Below are 19,065 nucleotides of genomic sequence, written 5' to 3'. Positions count from 1 at the left end.
TCTTGCAGATTCCTGCATGCCGCTCGCACAAGATGGCCACGCGAGACAGAAGGCATCCCCGATGCCATCATTGAAAACGCCAAACGACCAACAAGCACAGCTGGTGCCAGTGGGGCATCACGCTCGTGGCCAAACTGACCAGGTCAGGTACACCCCAACCTGACGTCAGGGCCGCCTGACCAGGAAGGAATCGTTTACCGGCGGGCTTTGGTCTTGTTCTCAAATACCTCCCGAGCCGCTCGAGGCGACACCGCCGGCCCTTCGCCATGCGATTTCCATTAAGCCGCGAATTTTCGGGACTTCTTAGATAATTCGCGGTCTGCCCGTCTTCGGTTTCCTGCCCCTTCACTGTCAGGGTGGGATCTAAGAGGAGCATTGAGTCGCCGTCAAGAAAACGCAATTTCGCGCAATTCTGACGCCGATTCAAGCCGTCGCGTCGATTGTCCTGTGCCAGAGGAGGACGGCAGACCGGCACCCGCAAGTTGGGCAGGCCGGGCCCCCACCGGTCCACGGAAGCTCGGCGGTGAGTAAATCTCGAGAAACCTTGTTGGGCGCGGCTGTGTAGCGGCCCCCCGAATCACCGCGTTCAGACCGGGGCAGTCGCCGCCGCTGGTAAGAAGTCCGATTCTCATGGTTATCTGAGAGCCGCCTTTCTGACCGGGGTTTCCATGGATCGCGGACGGTGATAGCCGGCCGTGTTGTGCATTTGGCTCATGTGCAGCGCTGCGCCCACTATGCCTGCTTCGTTACGGAAGACCGCGGGAACGATAGGTGTGCGGAGCTTCAGGCTGGGGAGGTATTCGTCGGTTCTTATCGAGATGCCGCCGCCAACAATGAAGAGCTCCGGGGAGAACAGGAACTCCAGGTGGGAGAAGTATCTTTGCAGCTTCACGCCGTAGTCCGCCCACGACAGGCGGTCCCGCTCACGGGCCACAGCGGAAGCTTTCGTCTCGGCGTCGAATCCGTCAATTTCCAGGTGGCCCAGTTCCGCATTCGGGACGAGTTTGCCATCGAAGATGAAGGCCGAGCCAATTCCGGTCCCCAGGGTGATCACCAGCACGCTGCCTGACACGCCTTCACCGGCGCCGTAACGTGCTTCTGCAAGACCGGCGGCATCAGCATCGTTCATGACCTTTACGGGCCGGTCCAGCCGGGCGGTTAGGAGCGCATCGATATGCGTCTCGAGCCAAGTCTTGTCGACGTTGGCAGCCGAGCGCACAATACCGTGTTGAATGATGCCGGGAAATGTCACACCTAGAGGGGACCCGGCTTTCGGGCAACCGGGGAATGTCGAAAGTTCCTCCTCGATCAGTGCCACCGCCGCGGCGACGGCGTCGGGCGTGGCGGGGCGCGGTGTCGGTATGCGGATGGGTTCACAGAGAAGTGCCCCGGTGGCTGGATTGACGATGGCTCCTTTAATCCCGGTGCCACCGATATCAATGCCGATCAGCGCAGAATTCCGTTCCAGGTTTCCGTCCAATGCGATTTCCGTTCGTGTCAATGGTCGACAGGCGGGGGGAAGGGAGCCCGCGGACAGGTTCCCTGGGGTGGTGGCTTATGTTCGGAACCGCATTCAGCATCGCTTTTCGTGGATGTTGCCGCAGGGCACGCCGGGATCAACTTGGATGGTGTACCTGTCCCAGCTTCGTTGCGTTACGAGTATTCCGTGCCGGCGCTCCAGCGCGGCAGGTATTAGCTGGTCGACGGCTTTACTGAGCTGGTTGTCCCGTGTGACGGGATCGTCCGTCGTAAAATCCAGGGATACCAACAGCGTGGTGTGGCCCTGGGGCGGATCTTGCACGAGTATGGTGCCGTCTGGATTGACTTGTGGATGGACATGCTCAGACATGAGTCCTCCTTGGGTGTTGAAACAAGCCCTGATGAATGGGTGAAGCCGATAGATCTCAAGGGGTACACCCGTTCTCCGGGTCTTCGGTCCTGTACGGCAGGGCCGGACTGCTGAGGCATTCCCGTGCGAATATGTGCCTGGCGGCCACTGGTGATTCATGCTCAGGGGGCGCGCCCGGGCGTTTGATTGGCCTCGTTCTTCTTAGGGTGAATGTGGGCAGCGTCAAGGAAAGCCGCTGCCCACTTTCACCCATTTGGGGTCTGCCAGACCCCCTAAGGCGCTGACTTCCAGGCGTTCCAGCTGTCCCAGTTTTCTCCGTCAAAGCCAAGTCGGCCGAGCTGATAGTCCGACCAGTTTCCGCCGCTCTTCTCGATGACCTGGCTGCCGACCGAGTAGTTTTCAAGGGCGAGCCCATTGCCGTCGGGAAGCTCGTTACCGATGGTGACCTTCTCGCCGGCGGAGTTGGTGTAGCGCTTGAGATGGCTGACCTGGGAAGTCCAATCCAGTCCGTTCCAGCTGCCGATGTTGAAGTTCTTGATGTGGATGTTTTCGGTGTCAGACAGGGCGTAGACACGGATGGCGCAGTTGGTCATCCCTTCGACTGTCGTGTTTTCGAACCGCATGTTCTTCACCGTGGTGTTCGGGTCCGCTTTTGTGGTGGAACCCATGTCCTCCCAGTGCGAGGAAGAGTTGAAGATGCAGGTGTTGTACTTGACGTCCTTCCAGTACATCCGGTTGTGGATGACGGCGGTGTTGGTGACGTTCACGTTGTCGATGTTCCGCGGGGTCCAGCCCCACTGGATGACGGGTCCGTTCTCGTTCTTCCAGATCACGGTGTTATCGATGGTGACGTCGCTGTGGTACATCTTCAGCACGTCGTCGTTAGCGTTGAAGAACGTGTTCTTCATGGTGCTGCCCTTGTACAGCTCGATGCCGTCGGTCTGCCAGTACCAGCTGCCCACCTGCTTGTAGTTCTCCACGTTCATATGGAACGTTTGCTCGTTCCCGTAAACCACGAAGGAGTGGTAGGGCGGCTCGGCGACAGTAACGCCTTGCAAGTCCAGCTTCTGCTCCGCGTCAGCGGAAGCGAACTGCAGCATCTTCACACAGGACGAGTGACAGTTGGACGCCCCGCTGAGGTGGTTGTAGTTGTTGTTCGTGTCCGCCTCGTAGACGTACTGCTCGCCGGAGAGGACGCCGTAACCGGTGACCTTGTACTGGCTTTGCGTGTCGTGGAGGAACCGGAAGGCCCCCTTTACGTAGGCTCCTGGTGCCAGATAGACCCATTTCACGTTGGACGGCAGGACTGCATGGTAGTCCGAGCCCATGCTGTAGGTGCCGGGCCGGAAGTAGATGATTTCCTCGGTCACCGAGTTCAGGTCCCGCACCTCGCCGGGCTCCGGATAATGGATGCTGCCTGATTCCTGGGTGGGAACAAGGCGCTCCTTCTGCTCGCCCCGAAGCTTCGGTTCGGCGAAGACCATCATTGAATTGCGCGGCTCCGTGTGGATGGGCCGGTTGCCCTCGGCTTCGGTGGTCAGCTTGCCGCTGTCGCCGCTCATGTCGTTGTAGGCGGTGTACAGCTGTGGCTCAAATTCGACCGAAAACCTGTAGCCCGCGTCAGAGTATGGCACCTTGATCTTGACAGTGTCTGCATCCACGAGCTGCTTTTCGAAGTTGTAGCTGCTCGGCCTGATGTGGACCTGGTCGGTTGAAGAGATGGTCTGGCCAGTGCGCAGGCTCACTTCCACCCAGACGTCCTTGGCATACTCGAAGCTGGACCAGCTCATTGTAAGGCCGGCCTCTGAGGAGAATTCAGCGCCGTCTTCCTTTGTGTAGCCGATCTTCCCCTTTCCACTACGGGGAATGCTCATGTGGGTGAAAGCGTCATACGCCTTCTGTGGCTGATTGGCCTGGGCCACCTGCACATCGTAGAAGGACGACCGGCGAACCTGGTCGCTTTGCGTTGGGGCGGCTGGGCTGAAAACGCCGTTGTCGTGCCACCAAGTGTGGAGGTTTCCATTGTCGACGGTAGTTATGGGCCGTTCGGCGTTGGGAGTGGCAGGTAACCCGGATGGGGCGGCCGCCGGTGCCGTGGCGGCCTGTGCCGGAAGCACGGCGCCAGTGCTGATAAGGAAAACTGCAGCTGCCGCTGTTACGTGTTTGGCCAGTCGGCCTAGCCCTGTTCCGGGCATGATGGTTCCTCTCGTCGATGGACTGGTGCTTGCGGAGTCGCTATGCGGAACGGCGGAGAACCACCACTTCCCACGGCCGTAGCTCCTGTCGGTCCCAGGACTTTTCGGGGTGGTTATGGAGAAGAACTTCCGCCGACACCCATCTCATGGCCAACTCGCGGGCAAGCTGCAGGTTAAGCGCCCTGGGTGTCGTTGAGCAGTTCGCCAGAACCATCAGGCTGGTCGTTTCGCTTGTACGTGTGTATACGAACAGCTGGGGGTCCTCGGGGCACAAGAGGGTAAACCGCCCGTCGATGACGACCGGTTCTTCGTGCCGGAGGCGGACCAGGGAGCGGTACCAGCTGAAGACGGAACCCGGGTCCGTTCTCTGGGCTGCTGCGTTGAGCCAAAGGTGGTTTGGGTTGACCGGTATCCAGGGATCTCCGGTGGTGAACCCCGCATTGGGTGTGGCGTCCCACTGGACCGGGGTACGGGCGTTGTCCCGGCCGCCGGTGGCTATCCCCGCCAACAGTTCGGCTGCTGCCTCGCTTCCGTCGTTCCCGGTGAGGGCTTCGTAGTAATAGTTGAGGCTTTCCAGGTCCCGGAAGTCTTCAATGCCTTCGAACGGCATGTTGGTCATGCCCAGTTCTTCGCCCTGATAGATGTAGGGGGTGCCGCGCATGAGGTGCAGCACCGTGGCCAGCGCGGTGGCTGACTCGTACCAGTACCCGGTGTCGTTGCCGAAGCGGGAGACTACACGGGGCTGGTCGTGGTTGTTCCAGTAGAGGCTGTTCCATCCGACATCGGCCAGTGCTTCCTGCCAACGGGCGAAGGATCGCTTGACTTCCACCAGGTCCAGAGCCTTGCGGGTGAATTTCCCACCGGGCCCGTGGTCCAGGCCGACATGTTCGAAGTGGAACACCATGTCCAGTTCCTTGCGGTCCGGGTCGGTGTACAGGCGGGCCAGTTCCGGCGTCGCATCGACCATTTCGCCCACGGTCATCAGCTCCGTCTCCCTGCCTCTGAAGACCTCGCGGTGCATCTCCTGCAGGTATTCGTGAACATGGGGGCCGGATCCGTAGAAAGGAATGCCGTTGCCCCAGGTTGTGCCGTTCTCCACGGGTCCGTCGGGGAGGCCGGGGTGCTTGGAGATGAAGCTGATGACATCCATCCGGAAGCCGTCGATGCCCCGGTCAAGCCACCAGTTCATCATCTTGTAGATGGCGGCGCGGACTTCCGGGTTGTCCCAGTTGAGGTCTGGCTGTTTCCTCGAGAACAAGTGGAGGAAGTACTGCCCCGTTCCCTCGTCCAGTTCCCAGGCGGAGCCGGAGAAGAAGGAGCCCCAATTGTTCGGCTCATTGCCGGCCTCGTGCTCCTGGCTGGTGCGGGGGTCGCGCCAGATGTACCAGTCCCGTTTGGCGCTGGTTCTGCTGGCACGGGATTCCTGGAACCAGGCGTGTTCGTCGGAGGTATGGTTGACGACCAGGTCCATGACCAGCTTCATCCCGCGGGCATGCATTGCCGCAATGAGCTCGTCAAGGTCCTCCAGGGTCCCGAAGGTGGGATCCACGGCGTAGTAGTCGCTGATGTCGTAGCCATTGTCATCCTGGGGTGAGGTGTACACGGGCGAGAGCCAGACGACGTCGATGCCCAGGTTCTCGAGGTGGTCGAGCCGGTTGATGATGCCGCGGATGTCGCCGATGCCGTCGCCGTTGGAGTCCGCGAAACTGCGCGGGTACACCTGATAGACGACGGCCGCCTTCCACCATTCGTCGGTGGGCCGGAGGCTGGGGTGCCGTAGAAGCGGCTGGAGGGTCACTTGATGGCTCCGATGTTTACGCCGCGCATGAGGGTGCGCTGGAAGAGAAGGAAGAAGATCAGGGCGGGAAGGATACCGGCCATGGAAGCCGCAGCCAGCGCCGTGGGGTCACTGGTGTATTGGCCGCTGAGCGCGCCCAGCGAGACGGACACGGTCTGGTTGGCTGCGGACGGCAGCAGGACAAGGGGAAGGAAAAAGTCGTTCCAGGTCCAGATGAAGAAGAACGTCACCAGCACCGCCAGTGTCGACCGGGTGAGGGGCAGGACAATCATTCGAAGGATTTGGAATCTGCTGGCACCGTCCAGGCGCGCCGCTTCCAGGACTTCCATCGGGAAGGATCCCAGTACGGAGGCGAGCATGTAGGTGCCGAACGCGCTTTGCAGGACGGCGAGGATGATTGTTACACCGGCTAGGGTGTCGTAGAGGTCCAGTTCCCGGGCGAGGACGAAGAGCGGGTAGACCAGGGCCTCCTGCGGGATGGTGAACGCGAGCATGAAGACGGCGAGGATCCACACCCTGCCCTTGATGCGGCCGATGCCGATGGCGAAGGCGCTGAGCAGGCCCAAGGTGGCGGCGATCAGGGCAACGCTGCCGGAGAGAATGACGCTGTTCAGCAGCTTCTGGTTGAAGTTCACGCCGATCCAGAAATCTATGATCGCGGTGAAGTCGAGCTGGGTCGGTACGCCGATGGGTCCATCAGAGATGTATTCCGCGGACGGTTTGAAGGCGTTGATCAGGGCCAGCCAAAACGGAAAGACCATCAGGACGGCGGCTGCGGCCAGCAGGACCAGCACGGTCCAGCCGGTGACGCCGCGCCGGGATCGGGCACTCCGGGTGCCGGAAGCAGTTTTCTGCGGTGGTGCCGGGGCAACCTGCGTCGGATCTGTGGCAGGGGCGGTGGTGGTCACTTTTCGAATCCCTCGGCGTTGCGGGTCTGGTAGCGCAGCAGCACTATCGCGATGATGGTGACGAGCAGCGCCAGGAATGAGGCGACGGCGGCGCCGTAGCCTACCTGTGTGGTGGTGAAGAAGTTTGAGTACGAGAAGTAGGCGGGGACGATGGTGCTGGTGCCCGGACCGCCCTTCGTGAGGACGTAGATGGGGGCAAAGACCTTTAGCGCGGCCACGGATGTGGTGATGAGCACGACGGCGATCTCCGGGCGAAGCTGTGGAATCGTAATGCTCCAGAAGCGCTGGAACCAGCCGGCCCCGTCGATCTCTGCGGCTTCATAGAGGGCAGGGTCCACGCGGGAGAGTCCTGCCATGAACACCACGACGGTGTAGCCGATCTGCAGCCAGATCAGGACGTTCATGACGGCGAGCATGGCGGTGTCCGCATCACCCAGCCAGTTCTGCTGCAGCCAGCCCAGGCCCAGCCCGTCCAGAACGGTGTTGATGATTCCGTACTGGGGTTGGTAGAGCCATTTCCACAGGACGCCGGCCACGGCGATGGGGAGGATTTGTGGGAGGTAGAAGGTGGCGCGGAGGATGCTCGCAGCGCGAGAACCGAACTTAGGCGCGATGTAGTCGAAGAGGACAGCCGCCACGAAGACGCCCAGTGCGGTGGGAACGACGGCCATGGCCAGGATGAAAGCGGTGCTGTGCAGGAAGGACGCCCAGAATGCAGGGTCTGCCACCAGCCGTACGTAATTGTCCAGGCCCACGAACTTGGGGGTGCCCACACCGCGCCAGCTGGTGAGGCTGTAGTAGAGATTCATTCCGAAAGGGATGGCGACGATGGCGATGAATCCGAGGGCTCCGGGGAGGAGGTAAATCCAGTATCCGCGGGAGCTCTCCTGCGCATTTCGCCGCGCGGTTCCTGATCTACGTTGCAGCTTTCGGGCGGCGGTGCCTGGTGGGGACGGGGTGACTGCGGTCATGATGTGTGTCCTTAAGGGCTGGCGGCACATCTCCTGGATGCGCCGCCAGCGGTGTTTGGTGCGGGGCCTACTTGCTGGGTTTGCCCTGTTCGTAGGCGGCCTTGATGTTCGCTACGGCCTTCTCAGGGGTGACGTTGCCCTGGACGAGGTCGCTGCTCTGGGCTACCAGGACGTCATTGAGTCCGGCAACGGGCCAGTCGGGGTACCAGCCCAGGCCACCGCCGTTGTTGCTGTTGAGCAGTTCGTTGAACCGCGGCGTGGTGAGTTTTCCGATAGGGGTGGTGATGGCGCCCTCGTCGGCAGCCACCGGCACGGCACCCTTGTTGCCGAGCAGGTTCTGGATTTCCGGGCTCATGGTGATTTCCATGAAGTCGTAAGCAAGTTCCTTGTTATGTGCCTTCTCGGGCACTACCCAGAGGTTTCCGCCGGAACCGGGGTGCAGGTCATTGCCCGGGAAGAGGATCTGGTCGAACTTGAAGTTCTTGATCTTGTCGGCGAAGCTGCCTGCCCACCAAGTACCAGAAACGAAAATGGGGTATTTCCCGGCGATGAAGGCATTTCCGGCGTCCTGTGCTGCTATACCGGTGGAGTCCTTGGCGATGTAGCCCTTCTTCGTCCATTCCTGCACTGTCTGCGCAGCCTTTTCCCACGCACTCCAGTCCACATCGCCGTCGAACTTCTGGTAGGCCGACCAGGCATTCTTATCCATATTGGCCAGCGCGAGTTCGTACAGGAGGTGGGTGCCCGGGTAATCCTGCGAACCCAGGGCCAGCGGGGTGACTCCAGCGCCCGCGAACTTATCCATGGCCTGTTCCAGTTCCTGCAGAGTAGTAGGCACCTCCACGTTCTGCTTGGCAAAGAGGTCCTTGTTGTACCAGACCGAAACGTATTCGCCGTAGTTGGTGAGGCCGTACCGCCGACCGGAGCCCATCACCCCGTCCTTGTACAGGCCCACGTCCTGCGCGGTGCTGTCCAGCTTCCAGCCGCGGTCCTTGGCCACGTCGGTTAGATCCGTCAGGAGGCCGGCCTGCGAGACGGCGCCGGCGGTGGCGTTGCCTTTGAGGTACTCCAGCACGTCCGGTGCGTCGTTGGAGTCGAGCAGGAGCTGGCCTGACTGCTGCATCTGCTCATAGGTCTTCAGTTCGAATTGGACGGTGACGTCCGGGTGCTTTTCCTTGAAGATCTCAATCGCCCGGTTCCAACCAGTGGCCAGTGCGCTGTCGTCGTTTTCCCACCACCAGACCTTGAGGGTTTTTGCCTCGGGCGCGGCTTGCGGGGCAGAACATGCGGACAGGGCCAGTGCGGCGGCCGCAGTTGTTGCCAGGGCCGTGAAGGCCCGCCGCGAGAGTTTGTCGTGGTTGAACATCGGTGAGCTCCGTTGATCTTAGAAAGCCCCGTCTAGGGGCTGCAATTTATTCTGATGCGGAACTATTGAAAGTGCTGAACGTCACTTTAAGCAAGCGCGAGACAAAAAATATCTTTTGTGACAAAAATATCTATGCATGCCATGATGGAGCGGTGAAGAGCCCCTCAACGTGGTCGGTTGCTCCGACAAATGCTTCCCTGCCGGTGGCTATCGAAGTTCTCCGGAGGGGTCCTATTTCCCGGGCGGCGATAGCCCGTCGGCTTCAGCTTTCGGCCGGCTCGTTGACCCGGCTCAGTGCCCCACTGTTGGAGGGTGGCCTGCTCCGGGAGGTTGGCGAGCACAACGACGGCCGCGTCGGCCGGCCTACACGGCTGCTGGACGTAGACATCGATTCGAAGCACTTTGTAGGCATGAAACTCCGCGAGCACGAGATCATCGCGGCCCGAACGAATCTGCGCGGGGAGATCCAGCGACACAAGTCCGTGAGTATTGGTGATCAGAAACCGGCGGAAGTGGTCCGGCAAATTGCCGAACTGGCGGAGGAACTGGGTGCAGGCGCGTCGATCAACGGTATTGGTATCGGTATCGGCGGACTGATTCGGGACCGTGAGTACGTGGTGGATGCGACGTTCCTGGGCTGGAGCGAAGTTCCTCTTGCCAAGCTGGTGGGTGAGGCCACCGGCATCCCGACGCTGGTGGACAATGATCTTGTTGCTTTCACGGAGTATGAGCATTGGTTCGGCGAGGGGCGTGATGACGACCGGTTCGCTGTCATTACGCTGGGAGCCGGTACGGGATTCGGCCTGGTGGCCAACGGCGCAATCGTTACCGGCGAGGACTATGGCATCGGGTTAGTGGGGCATTGGCCGCTGGATCCGGCAGGGCCTCTGTGTTTCGCTGGTCACCGCGGTTGCGCTACCAGCGTCCTGAATTCAGATTCCATCGCCCGCCACGTCTCAGATGCACTCGGACACCGGGTGGATTACGAGCAGGCACTGGACCTCGCGGAAGCCGGTGACGCCGCGGCCAGACGTGTGACGGAGGACGCAGGTCGGGGACTTGGCCGGCTCATCGCCGCCGTGTGTAACCTGACGCTTCCACAGCGGATCATCATCGCCGGTGAAGGCGTGCGGCTCGCGTACATTGTCGCCGACGCCATGCGGGAAGGTATTGCCAAGGACCGCGACCCGCGCGCCTCGACGCCTCCTATCGTCCTCGGAACCAAGAACAACGTTGATTGGTGCCGTGGCGCCGCTGTCCTGGCCATCCAGGCGTTTGTGCACGGCACACTGCCCGGGGTGTAAGCCCTTGGAGCGTCAGCTCCCCGGCCCGTTATGGAGGCGCTTCGGTCACGAAGACCCCAGAGTCACCATGCGTTCCAGTTATCCCAGTTTTCCGGGTCGAACCCCAGACGGCCCAACTGCGTGTCATTCCAGTTAGTTGTGGTCTTGTCGATCTTGACCCCGCCGACGGTGTAGTTCTCGAGCTTGATGCCCCTGCTGTCAATCGTTTCGTTGCCCAGCCAGACCTTGTTGTTGGCGGTGTCCGAATAACGCTTCAGGTGGCTCACTTGGGAGCCGTAGTCCAGCCCGTTCCAGCCGCCAATGTTCAGGTTCTTGATGTGGATGTTCTCGGTGTTGGAGAGCGCATAGATCCTGACGGCGCAGTTGGTCATGCCCTCCACGGTGATGTTCTCCAGCCGGAAGTTGCTGATGGTTTTGGCGGTGTCTGCTGTGGTGCTGGATCCCATGTCCGCGTAGTGGGAGGAGGAGTTGATAATGCAGGTGTTGTATTTGACGTCCTTCCAATACATGCGGTTGTGGATGACGTCAGTGTTGGTTACGACCACATTGTCGATGTTGTGCGGCGCCCAGCCCCACTGGATGACCGGGCCGTTCTCGTTCTTCCAGATCACCGTGTTATCCACCGTCACGTTGCTGTGGTAGAGCTTCAGGACGTCGTCATTGGAGTGGAAAAAGGTATTGTTCATCCGCCCGCCCTTGTAGAGTTCCATGCCGTCGGTCTGCCAGTACCAGCTGCCCACCTGCTTGTAGTTGTCCACCCGCATTTCCATGTCATAGGCGTTCTGGGGCCCATAGATGACGAAGGAGTGGTAGGGCGGCTCGCTGATGGTGATTCCCTCGACGTCCAAGTACTGCTGCATGGTGGACGACGAACTGAATTCGAGCATCTTCACGCAGGTATTGTGGCAGTTGGCACCGGTTGAGTGCGGATACCCGCTGATGGTGGTGTCGGCCTCATAGACATATTGTTCGCCGGAGAGCACCCCGCGCCCGGTGACTTTGTAGACGCCCTGTGTCGAGCTGGGGAAATAGAAGGCACCTTTGACATATGCCCCGGGGGCCAGGTAGATCCACTTGACGTTGGGCGGCATGGAGGCACGGTGGCCCGATCCCATGTAGTAGGTCCCGGGCCTGAAGTAGATGATTTCCTCGGTGACCGAGCCCAGGTTGTCGACCAGGCCTTCCTGCGGGTAGTTGATGGTTCCGGACGCGGCGGTGGGAATCAATCGGTCCGCCTCGCCGCCGCCCAGGGTTGGCTCGGCGAAGATCATCATGGAGTTCCGGGGCTCGGTATGGATGGCACGGTGGTCCCCGCCTCCGCTTTCAGTTAACACCCCCGCAGTTCCTGACATGTCGTTGTAGGCGGTGAAATTTTGCGGCTCGAATTCGACTGAGAAGCGGTAGCCCGATAGCGAATAGGGAACCTTGATCCGGACCGTGTTCGCGTCGACAAGGTGTTTCTCGAAGGTGTATTTGCTGGGACGGATCGAAACCTGGTCCACCGATGTAATTGTCTGGCCGGTTGTCAGCTTCACGTCCACCCAAACGGCAGTGGAGTACTCGAAGCTGGACCAGCTCATGGAGAGGTTCGCTGAGGAAGAAAATTTTGCGCCGTCCGGTTCTGTGTAGCCAATCTTCCCCTTCCCGCTGCGGGGAATGCTCATATACGCGAAGGAGTCGTAGCGTGTTTCAGGCGCCGCAGCTGTGGCAACCTGCACCTCGTAGAAAGATGACCGGCGCACGTTGCCGTTCTGGGTGGGTGAGGTGGGGTTGTACTCATAGTTGTTGTGCCACCAGGTCCGCAGCTCGGGTCCTGAGGCGGTGAAGCCGGTCTGTTCTGTTGCGGCTGCTGGCTCCTGGCCGGCGGCCGGCAGCAGGAGCAGCAGCGCAAACGCTGAGGCCAATAAACGGAGGTAATGCTTCATTGCTTTCCCCTGTTCTGAAATCATTGCGGTTGTAACTGTTTGGGTCTTTTTTCTGGTTCCAATGCGGGCATAGATGGGAAAGGCGGGGCCGGAGGTTCCGGCCCCGCCTTGGGGTTGAGGGTTAGGGTTTCAGTCCAACCATCGGAATCACCGCGGGCGAGGCTGTGTGCCAGTCAAGAACCGTTGCCTGGCTTTGGCCGTCACGGACAATCACGTCGAGTGCGTTCGGATCGCTGGTGTCCGTGTCCCGGGAGGCGATACCACCGTCGAAGACACCGGCACCGCCGCCGAAGCGCCACTCTTTGATCCACGACGGGTCGCCGGCAGCCCAGTAGGCGCCGTCATAGACGGGCCGGACGTTGCCGACGCCTTCACCTGACTCGGCGTTACCGAACATGGCCACAGCGAGCTTGGCCGAGGCAGGGTCAAGGTTACCGAGTGCGGTCTTGGGCACCATGGTGACGATCTGGTGGGCTTCGGGCACCGTCAACAGTGTTACCGGTGAGGTGCGGGTACCGTCTGGGCTGTAGACGCCTGCACCGTCAAAGCGTCCATCGGTGACAATGACGGAGTCCCAGGCATTCTCAACGTTTACGTTTGTGCCTGGCAGCGCAGGTGTGGGGGTTGCCTTTCCATTGCTGAGGTAGACATTGATCCGCTGGTGGGAGATTCCCTGCCCGCCCCAGGGGTTGGTGACGTCACCGGCGATAGTGGTCACGAAGGCATAGTTATCGCCGGCGTCGTAGAGGTCGACTCCCGTGAGGTCGAAGGCTCCGGGCACATAGACCGGGTTGGTCGGATAGGTGTAGGTGCCAGGCCCGTTGTCGTCTCCCGAGGGGTCCTGCAGCCCGCCGATCCGGCTGCCGTAGTGCAGGACCGTCCGGCTCTCGACGGCCGTGCCCCCGTCGGAACCGACGGCAGCTACGGTCACTGTGTTCTTGGTTGCCGGAAGGGCGAGGTCCACTGAGAAGGTTGAAGTGCCGTCACCGGCAGGGGTAAGCGGCGCCTCGACAATATTGCCGTTGACGGAAACGTAGACCTTGGCTGCCGCCGTGGTGCCCGAGACCGTGGTGTTTGCGGAGTCTGCGGTGGTGAGCTGGGCGGGCGAATTGATTGTCAGGGCCGGTTTTCCGACGGCGCCTGAGGCGTAGCGCTGGGCAACGTTCTTCGGTGTCTCAACGGGCGAGCCATTCTTTATGCCCGCAGCGAGCCGGACATACTGCGCCATCGCCCAGGAGAGAGGGGAAGCGGAACCGGTGCTGCGGCCCAATTCGTGACCGTAAGATGTGGGTTCATCCTGGTCCCAGACCTGTTCGGGGATCATGAAACCCTGGTTCGCCGCGGAATGCATCGTTGCCAGGTAAGGCAGTGCGTCCTGGCCGTTGGCCAGCGCATATTCACCCCGTTCGCCTGAGAGCAGCGGCCAAAGTCGTCCGACGCCGGTGCCGTCCCAGGGCGAACCGTCGGCCTTCTCGCCGTATCCGTCGTAGGTGTAACGGTGCCACATGCGGCCGCCTGGAGTTTCCTGCGAGATGGAAGCGTCTGTTTCGGCAATGGAATCCGCAACGTGGGCGTCTGCCGGGGGTTTCACGCCGAGCCGGACAAACTCAAGGAAGCCGCCGTCCAACACAGCGTTTTCCGGATGAACGCCTGCGCCGTTGCCCCAGTCACGGGCAGCACCGTCGTTCGGGTTGCCACTTCCGCTGATCCGCAAGTAGTAGTTGCCGTCACCGACCGGTCCGTTGGTCGTGAACATCCACTTTTCCGTGTTGCGCTGCCACTCGTCCGCGGTGGCCCGATAAATTGCTGCGGAACCGGCGTCACCGTTCTTCTCAGCAATGTCTCCGGCAGCTGCCAATGCGGCAATCTGTGAAGCGAGGGTCGATGTTGAGTATCCCCCGGTTTCTTCCCAGCGTTCCTGCGGGGTCTTGGGCCCGGCGGCTACCAGGTAGTCCGCGGCGGGCTTGAGTTCGTTCGCGTAGAAGTCAGCGTCCGTCCGGCCGATTTGGTTCGCGAGCAGGATGGGGAAGGCTGTTTCGTCCAGCTGGATGCCGTTTTGGCCTACGGTGCCGTCCACCTTGGAAGTCTGGGGGAAGTGCCCGTCCGGCTGCTGCTGGTACTTGAAAAGCCACTCCACGCCGCGGCGGGCGGCGTCAGTATCCCCAGCGGCGAGCAGGGCAGTGACCGACTGGTACATGTCACGCGCCCACACCGCGTGGTAACCCTCGCGATGCTGCTCAGCGTTCGCCACCTGGCCCCACGGCGTCGTCAGTGAGGCGATCCAGGCACCCGGAAAGGTCTTGTCCTCATGGGCTTTGACCGTCATGAGGGATACGTCATACTGCGTCCGGAGTTCACCATCCAAGGCCTTGGCCGGCTTGTCCAGGGACTGCAGGTACTTCTTCCACTCCTTGGTGTAGTCCTTGGAAACCTTGGGGAAACCACGGCTCACGCTTGCATTTGCGGTGTTGACCGCTTCCTCCGCGTTGGCACCGAAGCCCAGGGCAAGGGAGAATTCCGTCTTCGCCCCCGTCAGGGGGATCCTTCCTGTCTGGGCAATATTTCCAGGCCCCGCCTCGGGGTATGCGCCGTCTAGTTTCCCGTCGGCGGCAAGGTCCGCTCCGCCATCGCTGGTACCAACGTACCCGGTGCTGGTAGCGCTGAACCCTGAGCTCGACACCAGGGCGGAGGCGACCGGTGTATCCGGAATGGAGAGGTCCTCTGCCACCAGGGCATCACCCACCGTCCGGCCGGAGTCTCCGCCAGAAGTTCCGGCCAGGGAAGGATCGAACAGAGCAAAGAGCTGGTAGTCGCCGCCGTCTAGTACCTCAAAAGTGACGCCGAGCATCACCGCAGACCGCTGAGGGTCCGTTACATAAGTCTTTGTCAGCCGCCAGCGGCCGGCGCTGTCTTCAGTGATTTGCCGGTAGCTCAGCGCCTGTGGGTCGGCGAGCTCCACCCGTCGGGTCGTATCCTCATTTTCACGCTGGGAACGGGAACCGTCGCTGACGGCGAACTGAAGTTCGCGGGTGTTGGGCGTATCTGCTCTCGGGTAGTAAACCTCGCTCAGAGTGCCCTCTGTCAGGGTGTACCAGACTTTCGACACCGTACTGACGGACGTTCCAACGCCTTCTTTATCGCCTTTCGTCCATGTTGCAGAAGCTCCCGGCGAGCCCGGCGCCGGTTCTGCCTGGGCACTGGCGGGGCTAAAGGCGGCCGCCGACGCTGCGACCGCGAGGGCTGCCGCAGCACAGGTCGTTCTAAGGTGATGCTTCATTGCTCTCCTGGGATTTAGGCACTCTGATCCTCCCCGGAAACACGGGTGAGAAATATATAAAGGCCGTTAATAAATGCTCAACTAGTATGTTGAGCAGAGGTTGCATCGGTCAAGGGGTTGGCGTTGAAAAACAGTTCGGGGAAAACAGAGGCAACACTCCCGGTTCTCCGCAGGATCTCGGCCTCTGCGGTTATGGGGGCTCTTGTTTCCGGTGCAAAGCTTGACGCTACGGGCCTCATGGAAGCGACCGGCCTTTCAAGACCAACAGTCCTGACAGTCTGTGATGAACTGCTCAGGCTTGGCTGGGTGAGTGAAATGGAGTCACCTTCCGGACTGGCCCTGAGAAGCGGACGGCCATCCCGACGCTTCGCGCTGAACTCCGCTGCCGGATATGTGCTGGGCATCGATCTCGGAGCCACCAAACTGCAGCTCTGCCTGTCTGACCTTGCGGGCACCATCGTCGCCGAACGGGCCGAACAATGGCGCGATGAGCATCTCGGAGCACCCGAACGCCTGCTGATTGCCCGGCAGGCCACTCTTGAGGTCCTGACCCAGGCGGGGGTGGAAGCGTCCTCGGTCATGGCAGCGGGGATGGCGGTACCTGCACCAGTACGGCCGGACGGCCACGCGGTCGCCCTGGAGTCATACCTGCCCGGGCTGGCCGCCTTGGATCTGCGTCTGGCCCTCCGCCCGGACTTCGACTGGCCGCTGATCGTCGACAACGACGCCAACCTCGCCGTCATCGCAGAGCGCTGGCGTGGTGTCGCCCAGGACGTTGACGACGTCGTCGTACTCCTCTCCGGAGAACGGCTCGGTGCCGGAATCTGCCTCGGCGGTCAGCTCATCCGCGGTGGCGGATCAGCCGGCGAGATGAGATTCCTGGAATTGGTGGAGGGCGTAGGAAACACAGATGCCATCGGCGGTATGTGCCGCGAACTGGGCGCCGTAGCCGCAGCCGAAACACTTGCCGGGGAACGACCGTGGTCTGCACATGACAGCGAGCTTCTGCGCCTCTGCGGCGGGATTCCGGCCGCGGTGGATGCCGAGATGGTGATCAACGCAGCCCGGAAGGGTGACCCGGCAGCCTACGAAGTTCTGGAGGTGGTGACCGAGCGCACGGCCCGGGTTATTGCCGTTGTCGCCACCCTCTTGGATCCACAGATGATCGTGCTTTCCGGTGGTCCCGCCGGGGCGGGGGACGTCCTCATTCCGTCACTTGACGAAGAATTGGACGGACTTAATTCCGCTCATCCACGTCTCGCTGCCTCAATTCTCGTTGGCCATGCCCCTCTGCTCGGGGCGGTTCGGGTCGCACTGGACCAGGCCTTTGCTTCCCTGCTCGACCTAAACCCCGCATGATGGAAAGTTGTACCCGACGTATTCATCACTTGACGGGCCGCCGAGTACCAACACCGGCAGGTTGCCGGGATCGCGCTGATCCGGAGGTGTAACCTCGACTGCATGCCACCACCAGCCGACTGCATATTTTGCGAGATAGCCATGGGTACGGCGCCTGCTCAAATCGTCGCCGACGCCGGCGCAGCGCTGGCCTTTACCGTGCTCGAATCCGCCGCTCTTGCTCCAGGTCACGTCGTTGTCATACCCAGGCGGCACTGCCTTGGGGTCCACGACGCTGACTCAACCTCGCTGGATGCTGTTGGAGCGCTTTGCCAGCAGGTGACCCAGGGGATCCTTCGCGCGCTGCCGGCAACGGGCGTCAACCTTCTCAGCGCCTGTGGGCCCGGTAGCGGTCAGTCCGTCGATCATTGGCACATGCACGTCGTCCCCCGTATGACGGGAGACGGAGTAGAAACATGGCCCGAAAGTGACTCAAAGGTTGTCGGGCATCATGCGGCCGGAGAGCGTCTCGAGGCCGAACTAAACAAGATCAGCGCGAGTAACTAGCGGCGCAGGATTGTGTAGTGATTGTCGCGGTTCAAAGCTAGATCCATGGCTGCGCCCCAAGGCCGGTTTAGCAGCGTGGGGTGCCGCTCCCTGTTCGGGATACTTCGACCCGGAACCCATCCCCGCAAATCATCCACTATGGGCATCACCAAACGCACTGATTACGCCCCACCTTGGTGGAAGGACCACAGCCTTCGACTCACATATCCGAGCCCGCTCCGGCGCCAGCTCAATGCCATCGCAACCGGTATATTGCCTGAAAACCTGGTACATGCGGGCCCGTTCAAGAAGTAGTGGACATTGCCGCTGCGCCCTGCCACGGACCCGCTAGCCAGAGTTGGCTACACCTCAACCTGACGTCATCAACGTCTGGCCAGGGAGGATGCGCCTGTCGGCGGCGTTCAGGACCGTTCTCAGATGCCTAATGAGCTGAAAGAGGTAACATAGCCAGCTCTGTCCCAAGAGGTTTTCCATCAGGGCCCCCGATTTTGCGGAATATTTCTATGGTTCTCGGTTCGCTACGCCCGGGTGTCCCGCCCTCCCCTACTGTCAGGGTGGAATCTGAGAGCACTATGGAGTGACTGTCAGTGAAACGGGATTTCGCCCTACTTTGACGCTGACGTTAAGGTGCCCAACGCGTATCGGACCCTCCTAGGCCTTCTGTTCCTTCGGGCATGCCTCAAAGGGCCGTTGACCGAATATCCGTTATCGGCGTTTGAACGGGACGAGTAGACGTATCGGAAATCTTCATACCAGTGCAGATGACCTGATGGCTTTGGCAGACCAACTACTTAAAGAAGCTAGCCGAACAGGATTGCTGCTTCGTAGGGCCGGCGCTGAGGGTCGGTTTGAGCTGGCCCAGGGCTTCCGCGAAGGCGACGTGCTGGATGCCCGTGCCCTTGAGGGCCACCCTGGTTCCCCAGAAGCCTTCCACCCCCGAGTCAATGGCTGCCATGCCCAGGCGCGTGGCCAGGACCTGGTCGAATGCGGACGGGACGCCGCCGCGCTGGATGTGGCCCAGGATCGTCGCGCGGGTTTCGATGCCGGTGCGGGCTTCCAGCTCGGGGGCGAGCTGACTGCGATGCCGCCCAGCCGGGGCTGGCCGAAGGTGTCCAGCCCGCGTTCTGAGTGCGGGGACTCCATGTGCTCGGGCACGAAGCCTTCAGCCACCACCACCAGGGGTGCGCGGCGTGGGCGTGGGCTTCCTTCACCCATTCGGTGATCTGCTCGATGCTGACCTTCTGCTTCGGGATCAGGATGGCGTGGGCGCCGGCCGACCCTTGCTGAGGTATCTCCAGTGCATTATGTGGGGCAGTCATAACGCAAACAGAAATGTGCGATAAATTGTTGACAATATTGAATGTAACTTGGTTCACTTAAACGGCTTCGTTGTGCAGCGCACGAATGGCTAAGGAACCAATGGAAACGACCATTACCAAGACGCCGGGTTGGCTCGACTGGTACAGCAACCCGTCCACGCCCCGCTTCAAACTTCCGGCGGGCGCGGTGGACGCCCACTGCCACGTCTTCGGCCCCGGCACGGAATTCCCGTTCGCTCCTGAACGGA

13 protein-coding genes and 1 pseudogene are annotated in these 19,065 nt (G+C 61.0%); 3 read left to right on the top strand and 11 right to left on the bottom strand.

Going from position 1 to position 19,065, the window contains the following annotated elements; translation table 11 throughout:
* Positions 1-634: 634 nt before the first annotated feature.
* From ppgK to K4G53_RS18790, 7 genes are all read right to left on the bottom strand, one after another.
* A complete protein-coding gene (gene ppgK, locus K4G53_RS18820) occupies positions 635-1,480 on the bottom strand; it encodes a polyphosphate--glucose phosphotransferase (protein WP_221387212.1) in 846 nt (281 codons plus the stop codon).
* Positions 1,481-1,573: 93 nt separating this feature from the next.
* Positions 1,574-1,849: a hypothetical protein gene (locus tag K4G53_RS18815; protein ID WP_260323847.1), complete on the bottom strand. Its 276-nt coding sequence runs from the start codon at positions 1,847-1,849 to the stop codon at positions 1,574-1,576.
* A gap of 272 nt (positions 1,850-2,121) precedes the next feature.
* The gene (locus tag K4G53_RS18810; RefSeq protein ID WP_374226186.1) at positions 2,122-3,966 is read right to left on the bottom strand and encodes a family 49 glycosyl hydrolase; all 1,845 of its coding nucleotides are present in this window, start codon (positions 3,964-3,966) and stop codon (positions 2,122-2,124) included.
* A 118-nt stretch (positions 3,967-4,084) separates the two neighbouring features.
* Positions 4,085-5,842: an alpha-glucosidase gene (locus K4G53_RS18805; protein WP_221387210.1), complete on the bottom strand. Its 1,758-nt coding sequence runs from the start codon at positions 5,840-5,842 to the stop codon at positions 4,085-4,087.
* On the bottom strand, positions 5,839-6,750 hold the full coding sequence (locus K4G53_RS18800; protein ID WP_221387209.1) for a carbohydrate ABC transporter permease: 912 nt from the start codon (positions 6,748-6,750) through the stop codon (positions 5,839-5,841). Before K4G53_RS18800 ends, K4G53_RS18805 begins: the two co-directional genes overlap by 4 nt.
* Positions 6,747-7,721: a carbohydrate ABC transporter permease gene (locus K4G53_RS18795; RefSeq protein ID WP_221387208.1), complete on the bottom strand. Its 975-nt coding sequence runs from the start codon at positions 7,719-7,721 to the stop codon at positions 6,747-6,749. Before K4G53_RS18795 ends, K4G53_RS18800 begins: the two co-directional genes overlap by 4 nt.
* 67 nt (positions 7,722-7,788) lie before the next feature.
* On the bottom strand, positions 7,789-9,087 hold the full coding sequence (locus tag K4G53_RS18790) for an ABC transporter substrate-binding protein (protein ID WP_221387207.1): 1,299 nt from the start codon (positions 9,085-9,087) through the stop codon (positions 7,789-7,791).
* A 71-nt stretch (positions 9,088-9,158) separates the two neighbouring features.
* On the opposite strand from K4G53_RS18790, the gene K4G53_RS18785 reads away from it, so the two are divergent.
* On the top strand, positions 9,159-10,391 hold the full coding sequence (locus tag K4G53_RS18785; RefSeq protein WP_308287934.1) for an ROK family transcriptional regulator: 1,233 nt from the start codon (positions 9,159-9,161) through the stop codon (positions 10,389-10,391).
* Between the two features lie 62 nt (positions 10,392-10,453).
* On the opposite strand, the gene K4G53_RS18780 is transcribed toward K4G53_RS18785, so the two are convergent.
* Positions 10,454-12,316, bottom strand: a complete 1,863-nt coding sequence (locus tag K4G53_RS18780) for a family 49 glycosyl hydrolase (protein ID WP_221387205.1) — start codon at positions 12,314-12,316, stop codon at positions 10,454-10,456.
* Between the two features lie 121 nt (positions 12,317-12,437).
* Positions 12,438-15,593 carry a glucan 1,4-alpha-glucosidase gene (locus K4G53_RS18775; RefSeq protein WP_260323846.1) on the bottom strand — a complete coding sequence of 1,052 codons (3,156 nt, stop codon included), beginning with the start codon at positions 15,591-15,593 and terminating at the stop codon, positions 12,438-12,440.
* Between the two features lie 315 nt (positions 15,594-15,908).
* Between K4G53_RS18775 and K4G53_RS18770 the strand changes: the two genes are divergently transcribed.
* Positions 15,909-16,952, top strand: coding sequence for an ROK family protein (locus tag K4G53_RS18770; protein ID WP_260323865.1), 1,044 nt, complete (start codon positions 15,909-15,911; stop codon positions 16,950-16,952).
* On the opposite strand, the gene K4G53_RS21385 is transcribed toward K4G53_RS18770, so the two are convergent.
* Positions 16,938-17,222 (bottom strand): hypothetical protein, encoded by a 285-nt coding sequence (locus K4G53_RS21385; protein WP_260323845.1) that lies wholly within the window; start codon positions 17,220-17,222, stop codon positions 16,938-16,940. The genes K4G53_RS18770 and K4G53_RS21385 overlap by 15 nt on opposite strands.
* Here K4G53_RS21385 and K4G53_RS21570 point away from each other — a divergent pair.
* The gene (locus tag K4G53_RS21570; protein WP_374226188.1) at positions 17,115-17,498 is read left to right on the top strand and encodes an HIT family protein; all 384 of its coding nucleotides are present in this window, start codon (positions 17,115-17,117) and stop codon (positions 17,496-17,498) included. The two genes, K4G53_RS21385 and K4G53_RS21570, sit on opposite strands and share 108 nt — an antisense overlap.
* Positions 17,499-18,298: 800 nt before the next feature.
* Here the strand turns inward: K4G53_RS21570 and K4G53_RS18760 are convergent.
* A pseudogene (locus K4G53_RS18760) lies at positions 18,299-18,775 on the bottom strand (6-phosphofructokinase); the annotation flags it as partial.
* Positions 18,776-19,065 lie beyond the last annotated feature (290 nt).

Source organism: Arthrobacter sp. MAHUQ-56 (assembly GCF_019710585.1).
GTDB lineage: Bacteria > Actinomycetota > Actinomycetes > Actinomycetales > Micrococcaceae > Arthrobacter.
The sequence above is the reverse complement of the archived record's forward strand: the minus strand, read 5'-3'. Positions and strand labels throughout refer to the sequence as shown.

What these genes read in the sequence shown, in the direction of transcription:
- K4G53_RS18815 (WP_260323847.1), bottom strand. Translation starts at nt 1,849, where the DNA reads ATGTCTGAGCATGTCCATCCACAAGTCAATCCAGACGGCACCATACTC.
- K4G53_RS18795 (WP_221387208.1), bottom strand. Translation starts at nt 7,721, where the DNA reads ATGACCGCAGTCACCCCGTCCCCACCAGGCACCGCCGCCCGAAAGCTG.
- K4G53_RS18790 (WP_221387207.1), bottom strand. Translation starts at nt 9,087, where the DNA reads ATGTTCAACCACGACAAACTCTCGCGGCGGGCCTTCACGGCCCTGGCA.
- K4G53_RS18780 (WP_221387205.1), bottom strand. Translation starts at nt 12,316, where the DNA reads ATGAAGCATTACCTCCGTTTATTGGCCTCAGCGTTTGCGCTGCTGCTC.
- K4G53_RS18775 (WP_260323846.1), bottom strand. Translation starts at nt 15,593, where the DNA reads ATGAAGCATCACCTTAGAACGACCTGTGCTGCGGCAGCCCTCGCGGTC.
- K4G53_RS18770 (WP_260323865.1), top strand. Translation starts at nt 15,909, where the DNA reads ATGGAGTCACCTTCCGGACTGGCCCTGAGAAGCGGACGGCCATCCCGA.